This is a genomic window from Streptomyces sp. NPDC002640, from assembly GCF_053592575.1.
In genome coordinates, this window is record NZ_JBSFVZ010000003.1 from 409,028 (window position 1) to 428,311 (window position 19,284).

Consider the following 19,284-nt stretch of genomic DNA (forward strand, 5'->3'; position numbering starts at 1 on the left):
GGAAGTGACTCAAATGGCCAAGCGAATCGACGTCAGCGGCCTCTCCGCCTTCTACGGCGCCCACAAGGCCATCGAGGACATCTCGATGACCATCGAGCCCCGCTCGGTGACGGCCTTCATCGGCCCCTCCGGCTGCGGCAAGTCCACGTTCCTGCGCACCCTGAACCGGATGCACGAGGTCGTCCCCGGCGGCCGCGTCGAGGGCAAGGTGATGCTGGACGACGAGGACCTGTACGGCCCCGGCATCGACCCCGTGTCGGTGCGCCGGGAGGTCGGCATGGTCTTCCAGCGCCCCAACCCGTTCCCCACCATGTCGATCTACGACAACGTGGCGGCCGGCCTGCGCCTGAACGGCAGCTACAAGAAGTCCGAGCTCGACGGCATCGTCGAGCAGTCCCTGCGCGGCGCCAACCTCTGGAACGAGGTCAAGGACCGGCTGAACAAGCCCGGCTCCGGCCTCTCCGGCGGCCAGCAGCAGCGCCTGTGCATCGCGCGGGCGATCGCCGTGCAGCCCAAGGTCCTGCTCATGGACGAGCCCTGCTCGGCCCTGGACCCGATCTCCACCCTGGCGATCGAGGACCTGATCGGCGAGCTCAAGGAGCAGTACACGATCGTCATCGTCACCCACAACATGCAGCAGGCCGCCCGCGTCTCCGACCGCACGGCGTTCTTCAACCTCGCGGCGATCGGCCAGCCCGGCAAGCTCATCGAGATCGACGACACCGAGCGGATCTTCTCCAACCCGTCGGTCAAGGACACCGAGGACTACATCTCCGGCCGCTTCGGCTGAGCCCACGGGCTCACGGAGCGGATCGAGCTCCTCGCGGTGCTGCATGGCGGTGCCACCGCGAGGCCGGGGCCCGCGCCACACCGGCGCGGGCCCCTTCATCCGCGCGTCCGGGCCCATGGCGTCCGGGCACATGGCGTTCCAGCACATGGCGTTCAGGCACATGGCGTGCGTGCCCATGGCGTCTGGGCCCACCGGACTAGCCCGTCCGTGCCATGCGCTCGGGGCCGTCGCCTCCTTACTCTGGAAAGCCCGTACGGGCACCGGCAGAAGGAGGGTGATCAGCGTGGCTCCGCTCGGCGCACCGGGACAGGTCCAGGACCACATCGCTCTGGCCGAGATAGAGCTCTGCGGCGACCTGATGATCGCCGCGTCCTCGGCCAACGCCGACCGGCTCAGTCTGGCGAGCATCGACGAGATCCTCCGCGTCCGGGAGGACCGCCGCCTTCCCCGCTGACGGGCCGGTGGTCAGAGGCCTGGTGGTCAGGTCCGCAGCATCCGGGCGATGGCCTTGGTGGCCTCCTCGACCTTGGCGTCGATCTCGTCGCCGCCCTTGACCGCGGCGTCGGCGACGCAGTGCCGCAGGTGCTCCTCCAGCAGCTGCAGCGCGAACGACTGCAGCCCCTTGGTGGAGGCGGACACCTGCGTGAGTATGTCGATGCAGTAGACGTCCTCCTCGACCATGCGCTGCAGCCCGCGGATCTGTCCCTCGATCCGCCGCAGTCGCTTGAGGTGGTCCGCCTTGTGCCCGTGGTAGCCGTAGTGGTGCCCGTGCTCCTGGTCCTCGGCGGGGGCTCCCCCGGCCGCTTCGACCTCCGGCGTCGTCGCCATGTCCGGCAGCCCTCCTCGCCCTCGTGTGTCACGTTCGTCACCGTCCGGGCCCCCGGGGCCCGACCCAGATGCATACCCCTGGCGGGTATATGGTACTCGCGTTCGGTGGGTAGATGGGGTTACGGCCGCCACGGAGCGGATGGGCGACACCGGCTCTCGCTCAGCCCGCCCCATTAGCAGCCGCCCCCCGTTGGGCCTAGCATCACCCTGACCGATTCGAAGAGCCTCCGAGGACCCCACGTGCGCTTTCGTCTGACCCCGAGGGAGACGAGCTTCTACGACATGTTCTCCGCCTCCGCGGACAACATCGTCACGGGCTCCAAGCTCCTGCTGGAACTGCTCGGTGCGGAGCCGTCCGCGCGGGGCGAGATCGCCGAGCGGATGCGGGCCGCGGAACACGCGGGCGACGACGCCACCCACGCGATCTTCCACCAGCTGAACTCGTCCTTCATCACGCCGTTCGACCGCGAGGACATCTACTCCCTCGCCGGCTCGCTCGACGACATCATGGACTTCATGGAGGAGGCCGTCGACCTGGTCGTCCTCTACAACATCGAGGAGCTCCCCAAGGGCGTCGAGCAGCAGATCGAGGTGCTGGCCCGGGCGGCGGAACTGACCGCCGAGGCCATGCCCAACCTGCGCACCATGTCGAACCTCACCGAGTACTGGATCGAGGTCAACCGCCTCGAGAACCAGGCGGACCAGATCCACCGCAAGCTGCTCGCCCAGCTCTTCAACGGCAAGTACGACGCCATCGAGGTGCTCAAGCTGAAGCAGGTCGTGGACGTCCTCGAGGAGGCGGCCGACGCCTTCGAACACGTGGCCAACACGGTGGAGACGATCTCGGTCAAGGAGTCCTGAGCCCTGACATGGACACCTTTGCTCTGATCGTGACGGTCGGCGTCGCGCTCTTCTTCACGTACACCAACGGCTTCCACGACTCCGCCAACGCGATCGCCACCTCGGTCTCCACCCGCGCGCTGACCCCCCGGGCCGCGCTGGCGATGGCCGCGGTGATGAACCTGATCGGCGCCTTCATGGGCTCCGGCGTCGCCAAGACCGTCAGTGAGGGTCTGATCGAGACACCCGAGGGCTCCAAGGGCATGGGCATCCTGTTCGCGGCGCTGGTCGGCGCGATCGCCTGGAACCTCCTGACCTGGTACTTCGGCCTGCCCTCGTCCTCCTCGCACGCCCTGTTCGGCGGCATGGTCGGCGCGGCCCTGGCCGGTGGGATCACCGTCTTCTGGGACGGCGTCTTCACCAAGATCGTCCTGCCGATGTTCATCTCGCCCGTGGTGGGCCTGATCGCCGGCTACCTGGTGATGACGGCCATCATGTGGATCTTCCGCCGGGCCAACCCGTCCAAGGCCAAGCGCGGCTTCCGCATCGCCCAGACGGTCTCCGCGGCCGGCATGGCGCTGGGCCACGGCCTCCAGGACGCGCAGAAGACCATGGGCATCGTGGTGATGGCCCTGGTCATCGCCGACGTCGAGGAGTACGGCGACGCGATCCCGGTGTGGGTCAAGGTCCTGTGCGCCCTGATGCTCTCGGCGGGCACCTACGCGGGCGGCTGGCGCATCATGCGCACCCTGGGCCGCAAGATCATCGAGCTGGACCCGCCGCAGGGCTTCGCCGCCGAGACCACCGGCGCGTCGATCATGTTCGTGACCGCCTTCATCTTCAAGGCGCCCATCTCCACCACCCACGTGATCACCTCCGCGATCATGGGCGTCGGCGCCACCAAGCGCCTCAACGCCGTGCGCTGGGGCGTCGCCAAGAACATCGTTCTGGGCTGGTTCATCACCATGCCGGCCGCCGCCGCGGTGGCCGCGGCCTGCTACGGCGTGGTCCACCTGGTGGCCCTGCTCTAGGCCCAGGACGCGGGCGGCGCCACCGGACCGGCCGCGGCCCGGACCGCCCACGACCCGGGCCGCACCGCCCCCGACCCGTACGACGGCCCCGCGCCGCCCCCGCACAGGGGCGTGACCGGGGCCGTCGGGCCGTGCGGGTTCCGGCCGGTCAGTGCGGGTCCCGGCCGGTCACTGCGGGGCGATCCGCCCCGCGAAGATGTCCGCCGCCGCCGGCAGCCGCACGTCCACCGGCGCCCCGAAGTCGTACAGCGTCATCGTGGACGTGACGACCACCGTCCGCCGTGCCTCGTTGAGGAAGCTGAACTCCTGGCGGACCTTCCGGATCCGGCCCTCGCCGTCCAGGTACACGTCGAACGGCACCTCGGCGCTGGCGAACCCTTTCGCCGCCGCCCGCAGGCCCTGCCGCCACCCGGCCCGGGCCCGTGCCGCCGCGTCCCCGAGGTGGGCCACCCCCTCGTACCGGCGCACCTGGGTGCCCGCGAAGTCGACCGTCCCCCGGTACTCGGCCCGCCGCGTGCCGCGCAGCAGCTCCGCCGCCGCCAGCGGGTCCGTCGCGCCGCCGGTCACCAGGTTGCCGTCGGCCGACTCCCCGGCGTCGACCCGCACCCACTTGTCCTCGGGGACGCCCTCGCCGCGGTTCTTCAGGAACACCGCCCCGGGCGTCAGCAGCTCGGTGATCGGCCGCCGCAGCGCCCGCCCGGCCGGTTCCTCGGGCAGCGTCACCCGCAGCCGGCCCCGCTGCCGCCGGTAGTCGTAGACGCCCTCACCGCGGATCACGATCCGGGTCCCGCCCGTGGCCATCGCCATCGAGGTGCTGGCCCGCGACGTGCCCGCCACCGCCAGCCGGCCCGCCGCCTCCCGCACCAGTTCCTCGGCGCCGTCCCCGCCGCCACCGGGCCGGTCGTCCGCGAGGGCACCGCCGGAGCAGCCGACGGCGCCGGCCATCACGGCGGTCGCCGTGGCCGCCACCGCAGCGCGCCCACCGGTGCGCCGCATCCGCCGCCACCGTTCCATCGCCTGCACCCCCATGCCGGTTCGTCCGCCCACGGGCCTTGCCGTTCCGGTTAACGACGGGTAGCACCCCCCGTCACGCACCGGCCGCCCGGTTTCCCCACATGGACGGGGCCCGTACCTCCAGGAGGTACGGGCCCCGTCGACGTGCGGCGCGTCCGGTCAGGCGGCGAGGTCTCGCGCTCCCCCGCGCCCGGCGGGGCGCTCCCCGGCGGCCGGCGCGGCCGTCCGGGCGGCCGCGCCGTCCTCGCGGGCGACGTCGCCCAGCAGCAGCCATCCGATGCCCGGCACCCGGCCGAGCCAGCCCACCAGCGGCGTCAGCGCCGCCATCGCGACCGGCGAGAGCAGCAGCGCCACGGCGGTGCCCAGCGCGAAGCCGCCCGCGACGTCCGTCGGGTAGTGGACGCCCATGTAGACCCGCGACACACCGGCGAGGAAGGCCAGCACGATCGCCAGCACACCGAACTTCCGGTGCGCGAGGAAGAGCGCGACCGCCATGGCCATGGCCAGCGTGGCGTGGTCGCTCACGAAGGAGTAGTCCTCCTTGCCCTCCACCAGGACCTCGAGCCCCTGGTGGGTCAGGAAGGGTCTGGGCCGCTCCACGAAGCCGCGGATGGGTATGTTCACGATCACGGCCAGCAGCGCGGCCACCGGCATCCACGCGATCGCCGCCACCGAGGCGACGACCGACTCCCGGTCCGCGAGACCCCGCTGCCCGAGCCGCCGCACGCGGATCAGGCACCACAGGCCCATCACCACGATGGCGAGCGGAAGCCCGTACTCCCCCACGTACTCCATGGTCCGGTCGAACCAGGTGGGAGCCGCCTCGGCCAGGCCGTTGATCTCGAAGAGCAGGCCGACATCGGGATTCGACCCTGATTCGGCGAGTCCAGCCATGGTGCAGTCGGCCCCTTCATCTGTGCCTTACGGCGGTGTCGTCATGCCTTCCGGCGCGTACACGCGTCCCTCGCGCGCACGCGCCGCTGTTCCACCCCCGTGGTACGGCTGCGGGTCCCGTAACGATCCCCGCATCAGCAGGAACGCACGAACCTCGTTCAAGGGTTCCATTTCCCGGCCGAAGATCACCGAGACGTTACCCAAGAGCAACGCGTCCGTGCAGCTCAGACCGAAACTTCACGCGGCACACACGGACCGCCGCGTCCCCCACACGATCCCTCCGCGCTTCACACCGCGTTCGGCAGTGCCGCGGCGGCCTCGGCGGTGACCCGGGTCGCCCCGAAGTACTTCCGGGTGTCGATCGGGTCGAAGCGGATCACCGCACCGGTGTACGGCGCGTCGATCATGTACCCGCCACCAACGTAGATCCCTACGTGGTCAATGGCCCTGGAATCAGTAGGGTCGTCCGAAAAGAATACGAGATCGCCCGGTAGAAGTTCATCCCGTGACGGATGCGGACCGGCGTTGTACTGATCGTTGGCGACCCGCGGCAGCTGGATCCCGACGCTCGCGTACGCCGCCTTGGTCAGGCCGGAGCAGTCGAAACGGCCGCCCTGGTCCGCGGTGCCGTTGCCGCCCCACAGATAGGGCGTGCCCAGCTTGTCCTGCGCGTACATGATCGCCCCGGCCGCCTGGCGGCTCGGCGCGAGCCGGGCCTTGGGCCGGGCGAACGACTTCTCCAGCGCCCGGATCCGCTGCACGTAGTTCTGCGTCTCGGTGATCGCCGGGACGCCGCCGGAGCTGATCACCCGGTACGCGCCGGCGTTGTAGGCGGCCAGCATGTTGTCGGTCCGGTCCCCGGGCACGTCCTCGACGTACTTGGCCAGCTCGCAGTCGTAGGACGCCGCCGACGGGATGGCGTCCTTGGGGTCCCAGATGTCCCGGTCGCCGTCGCCGTCGCCGTCGATGCCGTGGGTGGCCCAGGTGCTGGGGATGAACTGCGCGATGCCCCGGGCGTCGGCGTGGCTCACCACGTCGGCGTCCCAGCCGCTCTCCTGGTACAGCTGGGCGGCCAGCAGGGCGGGGTTGATTTCCGGACAGAGATTGCCCCAGGTCCGCACCAGCTCCTCGTACGCCGCCGGAACCGACCCCTCCACGACGTCCACGGCGCCCTGGGTGGCACTTCTCACCAGGTTCCCGGCGACCACGTACACGCCGACCACCAGCACCATGACGAAGCCCATGACGGTCCCGACGACCGCCGCTCCGGTCAGCCACGCCTTCCGCACGTCCTCAGCCCTCCCCCACCGGGTGACCCGGCCGTCGCCGGACCGGTCCTTCTCCTCCGCACGGCCCTGCCCGCCTACTCCGCGACGGTGAAGCCGTCGCAGGCGATGCTCCGATACTCCGTGGGACTCTCCACATGCACGAACCGGACCGTCCAGTCCCCCGGATCCTCCGCCAACGGCAGGGCGTCCTCACGCTTCTCGCCCTCGACGTGGGCGGCGAAGTCGTCCGGGTAGGTGAACTCGACCCAGTCGGGACTCTTCAGCTGGTCGTAGCCCGCGAGAAGGTTCACCGGTTCCGTGGTGAACCCCAGCGCCTTGTTCTCCGTCAGGCCGATGCCGTTCTTCTCGGCCTCGGCCGCCGGGAACTCGTGCGGAGGCTTCACGACTGCCGCCACGTAGTAGGTGTCGCCGGACGAGGGTTCGGCGTATTTCAGCCGCATCGCCACCGTGAGCTTGCCGGAGGAGATCTCCGCCGGGTCCGACGGCACTCCGTACTGGAAGTCCTTGTTCGCCTCCTCGGCGGGGAGGTTGCAGCTGCCGTCCGCCCACCCGTCACCGGCGTCGGAGAACCAGTAGTTCAGGTCGGGTCCGGTCGCCTCGATGTACGACGGCGGGCGCGGGCCCGACCCGCCGCCCTTCGCGTCCTCGCCCGCCGGGGCCTTGGTGGCCCCGCCCGTGGGGGCCGCGGAAGCCGCCGCCCGTTCCTTCCCGTCACCGTCGCCGTCGCCGCCGTCCGGCAGCATCGCCAGCAGCCCGCCGCCGATCGCCGCCACCAGCACCGCCGCGCCCGCCACGGCCCACAGGCGCCCCCGGCGCGCGGAGGCGGCCGGCCGGGACAGCTGCGTGGGCGTGTAGCCGTCGACGGTGGGCAGGTCGTGCGGGGCGGCCGGGGGCGCGGTCGGCACCGGCGGCGTCCCGGGCCCCGGGAACGGCGTGGCGGGCGGCTGAGGGGCCGCCCCGGCCCCGGTGAGGGCCGCGTAGTGGGCGTCGCCCACCAGCGCCCCGGAGACGGCACAGCGCTCGATCACCCGGGCCAGCGAGGGACGCTCCGCGGGATCCTTCGCCACGCAGTCGCGCACCAGCGCGGCGAGCCCCTCCTCGACGCCCTCCAGGTCGATCGGCTCGTACACGGCGCGGTAGCCGACGCTCGCGGCCGGCCCGGTGCCGAAGGGCGGGCGCCCGGTGGCCGCGTAGGCCATCGTCGCCCCGAGGGCGAACACGTCGGCGGCGGGACCGACCTCGTTGCGCATCAGCACCTCGGGGGCGGTGAACCCCGGCGTCCCCGGGCCGGAGGCCCCGGTCTCCGTCACGGCGGTCTGCTCCAGGCCGCGCGCGATGCCGAAGTCGATGAGCTGCGGGCCCCGCTGGGAGAGGATCACGTTCTGCGGCTTGAGGTCCCGGTGGGTGACCCCGCAGGCGTGCACGGCCGCCAGCCCCTCGGCGAGCGCGGCGAACAGCCCCCGGCAGGTCTGCGCCGGCAGCGGGCCCCGCCCGGCCACCGCGGCGCTGAGGGTCGGCCCCTGCACGTACTCGGTGGCCAGCCAGTACGGCGCCTGCTCCAGCGAGGCGTCGATCAGGTTCGCCGTGTAGGCGCTGCGCACCGCCCGGGCCGTCTCCACCTCGCGCCGGAAGCGCGGCAGGGCGTCGGGGTGCTCGGTGATCTCGTCCTTGATGACCTTGAGGGCCACCAGCCGGCCGCCGGGCGACCTCCCGAGGTACACCTGACCCATGCCCCCCGCGCCCAGCCGCGCCTGGAGGACATAGGGGCCAAGTCTCGTCGGGTCGTTCCCCTTCAGCTCATCCACGGTCCAAAACACTGCCACAGAAGGCCTCTTGATGCCGAGGGGACGGGCAACGAGGGGCCGTGCGCCCCTCCCTGCCTCCCCGGCGCCCTCCGTGCTCCTGGCCGAAGAGCGCCCTTCTACCGGCCGAGGGTCTCCCTGACCGCCGAGACGGCTCCGCGCCAGGCGGAGCGCCTGCGGCCGGCCGGGGTCAGCGGCACCACCGTCACCAGCGACGGGCCGTCCACCGGGGCGACGTCCCGGTCCCGTGCCGGCAGCAGGGCGCTCACCTCCTCCGCGAACCTCTCCGCGGCGCTCTCCGGGACCTCCTCCACCCGGTGGACCACCGGTGCCTCGCCGCCCAGCAGCTCGACCTCGACGGTGCGCCCCTCGGCGGACACCCCCTCGACGGCCCGCAGCGGTATCCACCGCTCCTCGTCGCCCTCCAGCAGCACCACCGCGTCGTCCGCCAGCCTCAGCACGACACCGTCCCTGCCTCTCAGGACCGGTACACCCACGCCGTTCTCCTCCCCCTGCCACGACCGCTCCGCGGAACCGTGCCCCTGACGGGCCGGCCACGCCCCCCGGCGCCCCCGCAGAACCGTTTACCGGGCCACCGCGGATCGCGATGGCCTTGACTTCGCTACCTGGACTCACCGACCGCCCGATTGGTTGCGTTCGTTGCCCGAAGAGACGCCGTATGATACATAGAGTGATTGTATGACTACTCAACGTCAATGACGGTCCATCACTCGCACACCCATGCGCTTCGGCCTCACGGCAGCCACACAAAACCAGCCATCCAATGACGCCAAGTCGACATGACAGCACGTCATCGTCGGCGACAATGAGGGCTGTCCTCCGCAACCCGGCGGAGGGGACGCGGAACTACCCAACAGGGGCGGTGAGTTACATGCTTCTTGCAGCCGACGAGGGAGACATCACCACCATCATCGGCGGGATCGCTCCGGACTGGGGCCCCTTCGGCAGCCTGGGCAACGAGGCGAAGGTGATGATCGAAGTGGTCATGGCCATCGCCATCCTGCTCTGCCTCGGCCTCGCCATCTGGGGCGCCGCCAAGCAGCGCATCGGCGCCACCGCGCTGCGCGACACGTTCAGCGCGGAACAGGGCAAGGGCCTGATCATCGCCGGTCTCACCGGCGTCTTCATCATCGGCTCGCTGGGCACGCTGTTCACCATCGTGTACGGCATGGCCGTCTAGCCGGGCCCGGCCCACCCCGCGCACGGCACCCCGTCCAGCCCCGGCCGGAGCGCCCCCCGGATGCTTCCGAGACCCCCACCTGTCCGCTGTCCCACCGGCTGAGGATGCGTCACCCTGATGTCCAGTCACCACACCGCGCCCGCGCGGGGTCCAGGAGGACTACCGTCGTACCGTGGCGGGTTCCGGTACGACGAACTCCCGTACGGCGAGACCGAAGGGGCGGACGGCGCATGAGTCTCGGGGACGACTACGGCGACGGTCAGACGCGCACCCGGCTGCCGGAGCCCAGTGGTGTGCCGCCGCGCCGCGGCCGGGGCGGCGGCGGGCGTTCCTCGCGCGGGATGGTGACGGCTGTGGGCGTCATCGTGCTGCTCATCGCCGCGATCGCCTTCGCGAACCGCGGCGGCGACGCCGACGCCCCCGCCGCCGGCAAGTCCTCCACCGCGGAGCCGACCGCCCCCACGGGGGAGCGGCCGGTCGCCTCCGGCTTCGCCCGTGACGAACAGGGCGCGCAGAGCGCCGCGGCCAACTACGCGGTCGCCCTCGGCTCCGCCGACATGTTCGACAAGGCGAGGCGGGACGCGATCGTGGACACGGTCTACTCGCCCGACGTGGCCTCCGACCGCCTGGCCCAGCTGGACGAGGCCTACCGGGACCCGGAGTTCCTCACCAACATCGGGCTGGAGGAGGACGGCTCCGCGCCGAACGGCCAGTCGTTCGTCTCGCGCATCGTCCCGGTGGGGACCAAGGTCACCGCGTTCAGCGCCGACAAGGCCACCGTCGAGGTCTGGTACACCTCGCTGTTCGGCCTGTCCGGCGACAACTCGACCAACCCGGTCACGGAGAGCTGGTACACCAACACGTTCGAGCTCCGGTGGACCGGTGACGACTGGAAGGTCACCGACTTCCAGCAGAAGGACGGCCCCGTGCCCGTCGGCAGGGACCAGAAGGCCTCCACGTCGGAGGACATGACCAAGGCCGTCTCCGAGTTCGGAGGGTTCACCTATGCGCGCTAGCCGCCTCGCACCCAGGCTCGCGGCCGGTGCGGCCGTCGTGCAGGCCGGCTCGCTGCTGCTCGCATCCTCCGCGGTGGCGGCGCCGTCCCCCGCTCCGGACGAGGACCCCTGCGAGCTCATCCGCGGCCCCGCCAAGGATTACTGCGAGCAAGGCCAGCGCGGTGGCGGCGGCGGTGACGGGCCCATGGGGTCGAACAGCCTCCCCGGTGACCCCACGGCCGCACTGGACCCCCTCGCGTCCCTCGCCAAGGGCTTCGCCGACGCCGCCTCCTGGACCGTCACCAAGCTGAGCGAACTCGTCCAGGAGACGGCCACCGTCGACTTCACCAACCAGCGGTTCCTCCAGCAGTACGCCGTCGTGTTCGCGGCGTCCACCGTCCTGACCCTGGTGCTGTGGCTGCTGGCCGTGGCCAAGCGCGCCGTCCGCGGCGTGCCGCTGTCCACCGCCTTCGGCGAGGCCATCGGCTTCCTGTGGCTGACCGTGCTCGCCAGCGCGTTCACCCCGCTGATCCTCTACACCGTCGTCTCCGCCACCGACGGCGTCAGCGACGTCCTCGCCAAGGCCACCGGCGACCGGACGGACGCCTTCTTCGGCACCTTCTCCACCGCCCTGGAGAAGGGCGACGACATGGGCGGCGGCCCGATCATGCTGATACTGGTGTCGCTGGTCTCCATCGTCGCCGCCGGTGTCCTCTACCTGGAGCTCTACCTCCGCGCTGTGCTGCTCTACGTCGGCGCCCTGCTCGGCGTGGTCGTGTACTCCGGCCTCGTCGACAAGAACCTCTGGGGCCACGTCCGCCGGTGGGCGGGCATCATGATCGCGGTCATCCTGGTGAAGCCCGTGATCGTGATCGTCCTAGGCCTGGCCGGCGCGCTGGCCGGGGAGGACGGGCCGGACGAACTCGCCGCGATCGTCTCCGGGCTGGCGATCATCCTGCTGGCCATCTTCGCCAGCGCGATGATCTACCGCTTCGTCCCCGGCTTCGGCGACGAGATCGCCAACACCCGCAACAACCGCCTGATGCAGGGCGCCGAGAGCAAGGCGGCCGCGGTGATCAGCTCCCCGGCCACCCTGGTCGCCCAGGGCATCAAGACCCACTCCGCCCGCGCCGACAGCGGCGCGGGCGGCGGTGGCGCGGGCTCCGCCAACCAGGTCTCCGGCGGCGTCGCCGCACACGGCGGCCGCGGCGGCGCTCCCACGGCCACCGCCCCCGCTCCCCGCCCGGCGAGCCCCGCCGCCCCGGCGGGCAGCCCCCACGCCTCTGACAGCCGCACCAACCGCACAGGAGGTGAAGGGCGTTGACGACCCACCCCCAGGTCTCCCACCCGGTCACGCCCCGCCGTACGTATCTGATCGGCCGTGCCCGCCCCAACGCGATCATCGGCCGCAACCGGGAGACCGGCGAGATCGCCCTGATCATCGCCGGGGCGTTCCTCGGCATGATGTGCGGCCTGCTGATCCCGCAGATCACCGTGCGGATCACCCTGCTGATGGGCTTCCCGCTGCTGGCGATCGCCGCGGTGTACGTGCCGTACAAGGGGCGCACCTTCTACAAGTGGTTCGAGATCAACCGCAGCTACAAGCGCACGGTCCGCGGCCCGAACGCGGTCTACCGCTCGGCGGCCATGGAGGCGGGCACCCGGCTCGACGGCCGTCAGGTGGAGGTCGGCCCGCCCCCCGGCATCGGCCGCATCACCTGGCTGTCCGCCCCCTTCGGCCCCGACGAGATCGCCGTCCTGCTGCACGCCGACCGGCGCACCGTCACCGCGGCCATCGAGATCGAGGGCCCCGGCGTGGGCCTGCGCGACAGCGAGGACCAGGAGGCGCTGGTCGACCGCTTCGGCACGCTGCTGAAGCACGTCGCCAACGGGGACGGCTTCGTCACCCGCCTCCAGATGCTGGCCCGCACCCTGCCCGCCGACCCCGACGCGCACGCCAAGGACGTCGCGCTGCGCGGCGACGAGCGGTCCCCGCAGTGGCTGCGCCGCTCCTACGACCAGCTCCAGTCCATGGTCTCCACCAGCAGCGAGCAGCACCGCGCCTACCTGGTGGCCTGCATGCACTACAGCCGCGAACTGGCCGCCGAGGCGCACGCCATGGCCCGTGCGACCCGCCGCGGCCCGGGCCGGCGGCTCGACAAGGACGCCGGCCTCGCCGTCGTCATGGCCCGCGAGCTCACCGACATCTGCTCGCGCCTCCAGGAGGCCGACATCCGGGTCCGCCAGCCCCTCGGCCAGGCCCGCCTGTCGTCGCTGATCCACTCCATGTACGACCCGGACCACCCGATCGACCACATCCAGGCGATGTCCAAGCGCAACGCCTGGCCGGCCGAGCTGGACGCCCGCGAGCCCACCTACCTGCAGGCCAAGACCCGCGAGTCCTCCACCCGCGACCCCTGGTGCCACGCCACCGCCTGGGTCAAGGAGTGGCCGATGACCCCGGTCGGCGTGAACTTCCTCGCCCCGCTGCTGGTCCACACCCCCGACGTCATCCGCACGGTCGCCGTCACGATGGAGCTCGAGCCCACCGAGATCGCCATCGAGCGGATGCTGACGGAGAAGACCAACGACGAGGCGGAGGCCAGTCGCGCCGCCAAGATGAACCGCACCGTCGACCCCCGCGACATGGCCGCCCACTCCCGCCTCGACCAGCGCGGCGAGGACCTGGCCAGCGGCGCCGCGGGCGTCAACCTGGTCGGTTACATCACCGTCTCCTCCCGCAACCCCGAGGCCCTGGCCCGGGACAAGCGGACCATCCGCGCGTCGGCCGGCAAGTCGTACCTCAAGCTGGAGTGGTGCGACCGCGAGCACCACCGCGCCTTCGTCAACACGCTTCCATTCGCGACCGGAATCCGAAGGTAGGGCTGATGCTCTGATGCGGGACCCGCTGTCCGTCCTCACGGAAGCCTTCACGTCGTTCCTGTTCGGCAAGGTGGAGACGACGCGCCTGCCGGTGCGCACCTCCACCGGCCAGGCGCAGGCCGTCTACCTGCCCACCGCCGCGCCCGGACTCGGCGACTCCGGTGTGATCATCGGCCGCGAGGTGTACTCCGGCAAGGGCTACATCTACGACCCGTTCCAGCTCTACGGCCAGCAGCTGCCCGCCCCGCACTGGCTGGTGCTGGGCGAGTCCGGCAACGGCAAGTCGGCGCTGGAGAAGACCTACGTCCTGCGCCAGCTCCGCTTCCGCGACCGCCAGGTCGTCGTCCTGGACGCCCAGGGCGAGGACGGCGTGGGCGAGTGGAACCTGGTCGCCCAGGAACTCGGCATAACCCCCATCCGCCTGGACCCCACCAACGCCCTCGACCACGGCATCCGCCTCAACCCGCTGGACCCGGCGATCACCTCCACCGGCCAGCTGGCGCTGCTGCGCACCATCATCGAGGTGGCCATGGGCCACGGCCTCGACGAGCGCGCCGGCTTCGCCCTCAAGGTGGCCCACGCCTACGTCAACGCGACCATCGTGGAGCGCCAGCCGGTCCTCAACGACATCGTCGAGCAGCTCCGCCACCCCAAGCCGGAGTCGGCCGAGGCGATGAACGTCGCCCTGGAGGACGTCCGCGCCTGGGGTCTGGACGTGGCGCTGGTCCTCGACCGCCTGGTCGACGGCGACCTGCGCGGCATGTTCGACGGCCCCACCACGGTCGGCATCGACCTGGACGCGCCGCTGATCGTCTTCGACCTCTCGCACATCGACCGCAACTCGATCGCGATGCCGATCCTGATGGCGATCGTCGGCGTGTGGCTGGAGCACACCTGGATCCGGCCCGACCGCAAGAAGCGCATCTTCCTCGTCGAAGAGGCCTGGCACATCATCAACAGCCCCTTCGTCGCACAGCTCTTCCAGCGGCTGCTGAAGTTCGGCCGCCGCCTCGGCCTCTCCTTCGTCGCCGTCGTCCACCACCTCTCCGACGTGGTGGACGGGGCGGCCGCCAAGGAGGCCGCGGCGATCCTGAAGATGGCCTCCACCCGCACCATCTACGCCCAGAAGGCCGACGAGGCCCGCGCCACCGGCCGCGTCCTGGGCCTGCCCCGCTGGGCCGTCGAGATCATCCCCACGCTGACGCCCGGCATCGCCGTCTGGGACGTCAACGGCAACGTCCAGGTGGTCAAGCACCTGGTGACCGAGAGCGAACGCCCGCTGGTCTTCACCGACCGCGCCATGACCGAGTCGGCCAGCGACCTGGCCGAGGAGGAGCTGTCCGAGGCCCTGCGAGCGGCGGAACTGGAAGCGGAGGAGAGGGCGGCCGCCTACATGCAGCACCAGTACCCCGAGTCAAGGTCGTCGGTGGCCTGACCGTGCCCCCCGAGGAGAAGCGCAACGCCCCGGCCGGCGGTCAGGGCGGGGTCCCCGACGGACTGCTCGTCGGCCTGCTCGCCTTCCTGTTCGGCGTGAACCTGCTGGTCTGGACGGCGACCGGCCTGGCCGCCCTGTTCACCCACGGCGCCTGGCCGGACTCCGTCACCTTCACCCGCACCCCGCTCGCCATACGGCACCTGGTCGCCAGTCCGCACGACGTCGCGGGCGCGTGGCCGGACACGGCCCCGGGGGCGCTCTCCGGCTACGGCCTGTTCTGGGGGCTGTTCATCGGTGAACTGATGGTGCTGATCGTCGTCACCGTCTTCGTCCTGGGCACCCTCGCCCGCTGGAAGGCCGTCCGCGCCGCCCGGAAGGCGGGAGTCCCGTTCCCCGGCCGCACCACCGACCGCGCCACCGACCGCGCCTCCGCGTCCCCGGCCAAGCCCGACCCGCGCCTTCCCGACCAGCTCACCGCCGCCCGCCCGGAGACCGGTCCGGCCACACCCGCCGGCGGCGCCCCGCCGGTGACCGGCCCGGCGGCGACCGCTCACGCCGTGCCCCCCGGCACCCCGCCGCCGCACGGCCCGCCCCACCCCCGCACCCCCGCCGCCCCGGTCCCGGTGGAAGGCGACACCGGCCCCGCCCCACACGCGCACGCAGCGGCCCCGCCCGCGCACCCGACCGCCCCCGAGCGGTCCGGGGCCCCGTTCCCCGCTGCGGCACAGCCCGCCGCCTTTGCCACCGCCCCCGCCGGCCCGGTGCTCTACGCGCCGCCCGCCGAGCGCCTTCCCGTGGCCGTGGACGCCGTCCTGGAGGCCGAGGGACCCGTCCTGGTCGTCACCTCCTCCCCGGCCCTTTGGGAGGCCACCAAGGACGCCCGCGCCAAGCTGGGCCCCGTCCTGGTCCACGACGCCACCCGCCTCTGCGACACCCCCGCGCGCCTCCACTGGTCGCCGCTGGACGGCTGCGAGGACAGGACCACCGCCGCCGCCCGCGCCACCGCCCTGCTGGCCCCGGTCCGCCCCACCGCCCGCCTGGACGCCGCCGTCGCGGACACCGCCGAAACCCTCCTGCGCTGCTACCTGCACGCCGCCGCCGTGGACGGCCGCACGGTCCGCCACCTGCACCGCTGGGCCCACGGCAACCACGTCCAGGAGGCCGTCCGCACCCTGCGCACCCACCCGTCCGCGGCCCCCGGCACCGCCGGCGAACTGGAGTCGGCCCTCACCTCCCACCCCGAACGCCGCGACATGGCCCAGGCCCTGACGTCCCGTGCCCTCGCCTGCCTCGCCGCCGTCCACGTCCGCGAGGCGTGCACACCGAACCGGAACGATTCCCTCGTCCTGGATTCCTTCGTGCACGAATCGGGCACGCTCTATGTCATCGGCGAATCCGTCGAGGACCCGAGGACCGACCCGGGAGCCGTGCCGCTCCTGACGGCCCTCGCCTCCAGCGTGGTCGAGCGCGGCCGGCGCATGGCCGAACGGTCATCCTCCGGCCGCCTCGACCCACCAATCACCCTGGTCCTCGAGGACGTCGCCGCCGTGGCCCCGCTGCCCCGGCTCCCCGACCTGCTCGCCACCGGCGCCGCCCTCGGCATGCCGACGCTGGCCCTGCTGCGTTCCCGCGAACAACTCCGCACCCGCTGGCCGCACGCCGACCTCTGACCGGAACGCCCGGACCCGCCCGCACCCTCAGGTCTCGCTCAAAACAGGTGCGTTTCCCCCGACGGAGTGCAACCGTGTGCGCCAGCCACCCGTCTCCGGGTGCAGGGGACGCAACACGGTGAGGGGTGGGCGACATGGTCTGGTTCCTGGGCCTCGGTTTCGCGGGGCTGCTCGTCCTGGTCGTGGCACTCGTCTTCGACGGCCTCCTGGAGGGCCTGTTCAGCGGCGTCGAAGCCCTCAACGGCTTCTTCGACGGCCTGATCTCGCTCCCCGTCATCGCCGGATTCGTCTCCATGCTCGGCTTCGCCGGCGCCATCGTCACCGAGACCACCGGCCTCGGACCGGCCGCGTCCACGGCGGTCGCCGTCCCGGCCGCGCTCCTCACCGCCTGGGGCGCCTACCGCGCCGGCAAGGCCCTGATGGGCGACGAATCCGGCGGCGCGCCCCGCGAGGGCGACGTCGTCGGCGTCACCGGCACCGTCGTGACCGCCGTACCGGCCAACGGCTACGGCGAGGTCCTGGTGCGCCTCGCCGGCCAGCCCGTCAAGCTGGCCGCCCGCGCCGACCTCCCGCTGCCCCGCGGCACCGAGATCTGGGTCGACCGCTCCCTCTCCAGCACCTCCGTCTCGGTACGCCCGGTCGAACACTGACCTCCGGGCACCGGGACCCGTCACACCCGTCCGCTCAACCGGCCAACCGGGCCACATCCGCACCACCGACCACATCCGCACCACCGACCTCGTCGGCACCATCGGCATCCCATGGGGGGAATCCATGCCAAGTCCTGTCGTGCTCGCATCAGGTGGAGTCGTCGTACTCCTGTTCCTGCTCGCACTGATCATCGTCAGCCGCTACAAGGTGGCCGGCCCCAACGAGGCCTTCATCGTCACCGGCCGCCGCGGCAAGAAGGCCACCGACCCGGAGACCGGCACCGTCTTCACCGACAACAGCGGCCAGAAGGTCGTCGTCGGCGGCGGCGTCTTCGTGGTCCCGTTCCTCCAGCAGCGGTTCAGCCTCGACCTGTCGTCCCGGCAGATCCCCGTGTCGGTCCGCGGCGCGGTCACCCTCCGCGGCATCAAGGCCAACCTGGACGGCGTCGCCATCGTCAAGGTCGGCGGCACCGAGGACGCCATCCGCGCCGCCGCCCAGCGGTTCCTCGGCCAGCAGGACGACATCGTCGGCTTCACCCAGGAAGTCCTGTCCGGCGCCCTGCGCGCCATCGTCGGCCGCATGTCGGTCGAGGACATCATCCGCGACCGTGCCGCCTTCGCCGGCCAGGTCGCCGAGGAGGCCGAGGCCAGCCTCTCCGGTCAGGGCCTGATCACCGACGCCTTCCAGATCCAGGACATCACCACCGAAGGCTCCTACCTGCAGGACCTCGGACGCCCCGAGGCCGCCCGCGCCAAGCAGGAGGCCGACATCGCCGAGGCGATCGCCCGCCGCGCCGCCGAGCAGGCCCGCCTCAAGGCCGAGGAGGAGATCGCGGTCGCCCAGCGGACCTTCGCCCTGAAGCAGGCGGAGATCCAGGCCGAGACCGACGAGGCCAAGGCCCGCGCCGCCGCCTCCGGCCCGCTCGCCGAGGCAGCCCGCCAGCAGGAGATCCTCCAGGAACAGGAGAAGGTCGCCGAACGCCAGGCCGCCCTGACCGACCGCCAGCTCGACACCGAGGTCCGCAAGCCGGCCGACGCCAAGCGGTACGCCGCCGAACAGGAGGCCGAGGCCAAGCGCGTGGCCCGCGTGAAGCAGGCCGAGGCCGAACGCCTGGCCGGCATCGCCGCCGCCCAGGCCGAGGCCGAGCGGGCACGGCTCACCGGTGAGGGTGAGAAGCAACGCCGTACCGCGATCGCCGAGGCGGTCCGCCTCGAGGGCGAGGCCGAGGCCGCCGCGATCGGCGTCAAGGGCGCCGCGGAGGCCGCGGCCATGGAGAAGAAGGCCGACGCCTACCGCCAGTACGGGGACGCCGCCATCCTCCAGATGCTCGTCGAGATCCTCCCCCAGGTCGTCGAGAAGGCGGCCGAGCCGATGAGCGCCATCGACAAGATGACCGTCATCTCCACCGACGGCGCCTCCCAGCTCTCCCGCACCGTCACGGACAACGTCGCCCAGGGCCTGGAGCTCCTGAGCTCCACCACCGGCGTCGACCTGCCCTCCCTGCTGAAGAACCTCACCCAGCGCACCGCCGGCCCCGACGCCAACGGCAAGGTGCCGATCACCGAGTAACCAACACGGCAAAAAAGAAGGGGGGTGCCCGGCACGGGCACCCCCCTTCTTCTTCTGTCATCTCCACCCCAGAAAGCCCCGGAAATGCAGAAAGCCCCCGCACCAGAGGTGCGGGGGCTTTCCCAATATTTGTTCGGCGGCGTCCTACTCTCCCACAGGGTCCCCCCTGCAGTACCATCGGCGCTGTAAGGCTTAGCTTCCGGGTTCGGAATGTAACCGGGCGTTTCCCTTACGCTATGACCACCGAAACACTATGAAACAACAACCGGCAAAATGGTTGTTCGTGGTTTCAGAACCAACACAGTGGACGCGAGCAACTGAGGACAAGCCCTCGGCCTATTAGTACCAGTCACCTCCACCCGTTACCGGGCTTCCAGATCTGGCCTATCAAC

General features: G+C 71.6%; 18 protein-coding genes and 1 rRNA gene. 12 read left to right on the forward strand and 7 right to left on the reverse strand.

Annotated features, from left to right (window positions below; translation table 11 throughout):
• The first annotated feature begins 13 nt into the window (after positions 1-13).
• Together pstB and ACWD3O_RS06565 are read left to right on the forward strand one after the other, a co-directional pair.
• On the forward strand, positions 14-790 hold the full coding sequence (gene pstB, locus ACWD3O_RS06560; RefSeq protein ID WP_356130234.1) for a phosphate ABC transporter ATP-binding protein PstB: 777 nt from the start codon (positions 14-16) through the stop codon (positions 788-790).
• A 274-nt stretch (positions 791-1,064) separates the two neighbouring features.
• On the forward strand, positions 1,065-1,244 hold the full coding sequence (locus ACWD3O_RS06565; protein ID WP_451408308.1) for a hypothetical protein: 180 nt from the start codon (positions 1,065-1,067) through the stop codon (positions 1,242-1,244).
• A gap of 26 nt (positions 1,245-1,270) precedes the next feature.
• On the opposite strand, the gene ACWD3O_RS06570 is transcribed toward ACWD3O_RS06565, so the two are convergent.
• Positions 1,271-1,618 (reverse strand): metal-sensitive transcriptional regulator, encoded by a 348-nt coding sequence (locus ACWD3O_RS06570; protein ID WP_451408307.1) that lies wholly within the window; start codon positions 1,616-1,618, stop codon positions 1,271-1,273.
• Positions 1,619-1,858: 240 nt separating this feature from the next.
• Here ACWD3O_RS06570 and ACWD3O_RS06575 point away from each other — a divergent pair, with 240 nt between their 5' ends.
• Positions 1,859-2,479: a DUF47 domain-containing protein gene (locus tag ACWD3O_RS06575; protein WP_451408306.1), complete on the forward strand. Its 621-nt coding sequence runs from the start codon at positions 1,859-1,861 to the stop codon at positions 2,477-2,479.
• An 8-nt stretch (positions 2,480-2,487) separates the two neighbouring features.
• Positions 2,488-3,489 carry an anion permease gene (locus ACWD3O_RS06580; RefSeq protein ID WP_451415027.1) on the forward strand — a complete coding sequence of 334 codons (1,002 nt, stop codon included), beginning with the start codon at positions 2,488-2,490 and terminating at the stop codon, positions 3,487-3,489.
• Between the two features lie 168 nt (positions 3,490-3,657).
• Here ACWD3O_RS06580 and ACWD3O_RS06585 read toward each other — a convergent pair whose 3' ends face one another.
• The 5 genes from ACWD3O_RS06585 to ACWD3O_RS06605 form a co-directional block, all read right to left on the reverse strand.
• The gene (locus ACWD3O_RS06585; RefSeq protein ID WP_451415049.1) at positions 3,658-4,503 is read right to left on the reverse strand and encodes a hypothetical protein; all 846 of its coding nucleotides are present in this window, start codon (positions 4,501-4,503) and stop codon (positions 3,658-3,660) included.
• A 159-nt stretch (positions 4,504-4,662) separates the two neighbouring features.
• Positions 4,663-5,397, reverse strand: coding sequence for a phosphatase PAP2 family protein (locus tag ACWD3O_RS06590; protein ID WP_451415028.1), 735 nt, complete (start codon positions 5,395-5,397; stop codon positions 4,663-4,665).
• A gap of 287 nt (positions 5,398-5,684) precedes the next feature.
• Positions 5,685-6,641, reverse strand: coding sequence for a C40 family peptidase (locus ACWD3O_RS06595; protein ID WP_451408992.1), 957 nt, complete (start codon positions 6,639-6,641; stop codon positions 5,685-5,687).
• Positions 6,642-6,760: 119 nt separating this feature from the next.
• Complete coding sequence (locus ACWD3O_RS06600; protein ID WP_451415029.1) at positions 6,761-8,491, reverse strand: serine/threonine-protein kinase; 1,731 nt, start codon at positions 8,489-8,491, stop codon at positions 6,761-6,763.
• Between the two features lie 116 nt (positions 8,492-8,607).
• Complete coding sequence (locus ACWD3O_RS06605) at positions 8,608-8,985, reverse strand: hypothetical protein (RefSeq protein WP_451408302.1); 378 nt, start codon at positions 8,983-8,985, stop codon at positions 8,608-8,610.
• Between the two features lie 395 nt (positions 8,986-9,380).
• Between ACWD3O_RS06605 and ACWD3O_RS06610 the strand changes: the two genes are divergently transcribed.
• The 8 genes from ACWD3O_RS06610 (at position 9,381) to ACWD3O_RS06645 (ending at position 18,892) form a co-directional block, all read left to right on the forward strand.
• A complete protein-coding gene (locus ACWD3O_RS06610) occupies positions 9,381-9,689 on the forward strand; it encodes a hypothetical protein (RefSeq protein WP_356130248.1) in 309 nt (102 codons plus the stop codon).
• Positions 9,690-9,919: 230 nt separating this feature from the next.
• Complete coding sequence (locus tag ACWD3O_RS06615; RefSeq protein ID WP_451415030.1) at positions 9,920-10,705, forward strand: hypothetical protein; 786 nt, start codon at positions 9,920-9,922, stop codon at positions 10,703-10,705.
• Positions 10,695-12,008 (forward strand): hypothetical protein, encoded by a 1,314-nt coding sequence (locus ACWD3O_RS06620; protein WP_451415031.1) that lies wholly within the window; start codon positions 10,695-10,697, stop codon positions 12,006-12,008. The genes ACWD3O_RS06615 and ACWD3O_RS06620 overlap by 11 nt, the downstream gene beginning before the upstream one ends.
• Positions 12,005-13,567 (forward strand): SCO6880 family protein, encoded by a 1,563-nt coding sequence (locus tag ACWD3O_RS06625; RefSeq protein ID WP_451415032.1) that lies wholly within the window; start codon positions 12,005-12,007, stop codon positions 13,565-13,567. The genes ACWD3O_RS06620 and ACWD3O_RS06625 overlap by 4 nt, the downstream gene beginning before the upstream one ends.
• Positions 13,568-13,580: 13 nt before the next feature.
• Positions 13,581-15,002, forward strand: a complete 1,422-nt coding sequence (locus ACWD3O_RS06630; protein WP_451415033.1) for an ATP-binding protein — start codon at positions 13,581-13,583, stop codon at positions 15,000-15,002.
• A 2-nt stretch (positions 15,003-15,004) separates the two neighbouring features.
• The gene (locus ACWD3O_RS06635; RefSeq protein ID WP_451415034.1) at positions 15,005-16,672 is read left to right on the forward strand and encodes a type VI secretion protein; all 1,668 of its coding nucleotides are present in this window, start codon (positions 15,005-15,007) and stop codon (positions 16,670-16,672) included.
• A 134-nt stretch (positions 16,673-16,806) separates the two neighbouring features.
• A complete protein-coding gene (locus tag ACWD3O_RS06640; RefSeq protein ID WP_451415035.1) occupies positions 16,807-17,322 on the forward strand; it encodes a hypothetical protein in 516 nt (171 codons plus the stop codon).
• Between the two features lie 124 nt (positions 17,323-17,446).
• Positions 17,447-18,892, forward strand: a complete 1,446-nt coding sequence (locus ACWD3O_RS06645) for an SPFH domain-containing protein (protein WP_451408295.1) — start codon at positions 17,447-17,449, stop codon at positions 18,890-18,892.
• Between the two features lie 131 nt (positions 18,893-19,023).
• Here the strand turns inward: ACWD3O_RS06645 and rrf are convergent.
• Positions 19,024-19,140: ribosomal RNA gene (rrf, locus tag ACWD3O_RS06650) — 5S ribosomal RNA — on the reverse strand.
• Between the last annotated feature and the right edge of the window lie 144 nt (positions 19,141-19,284).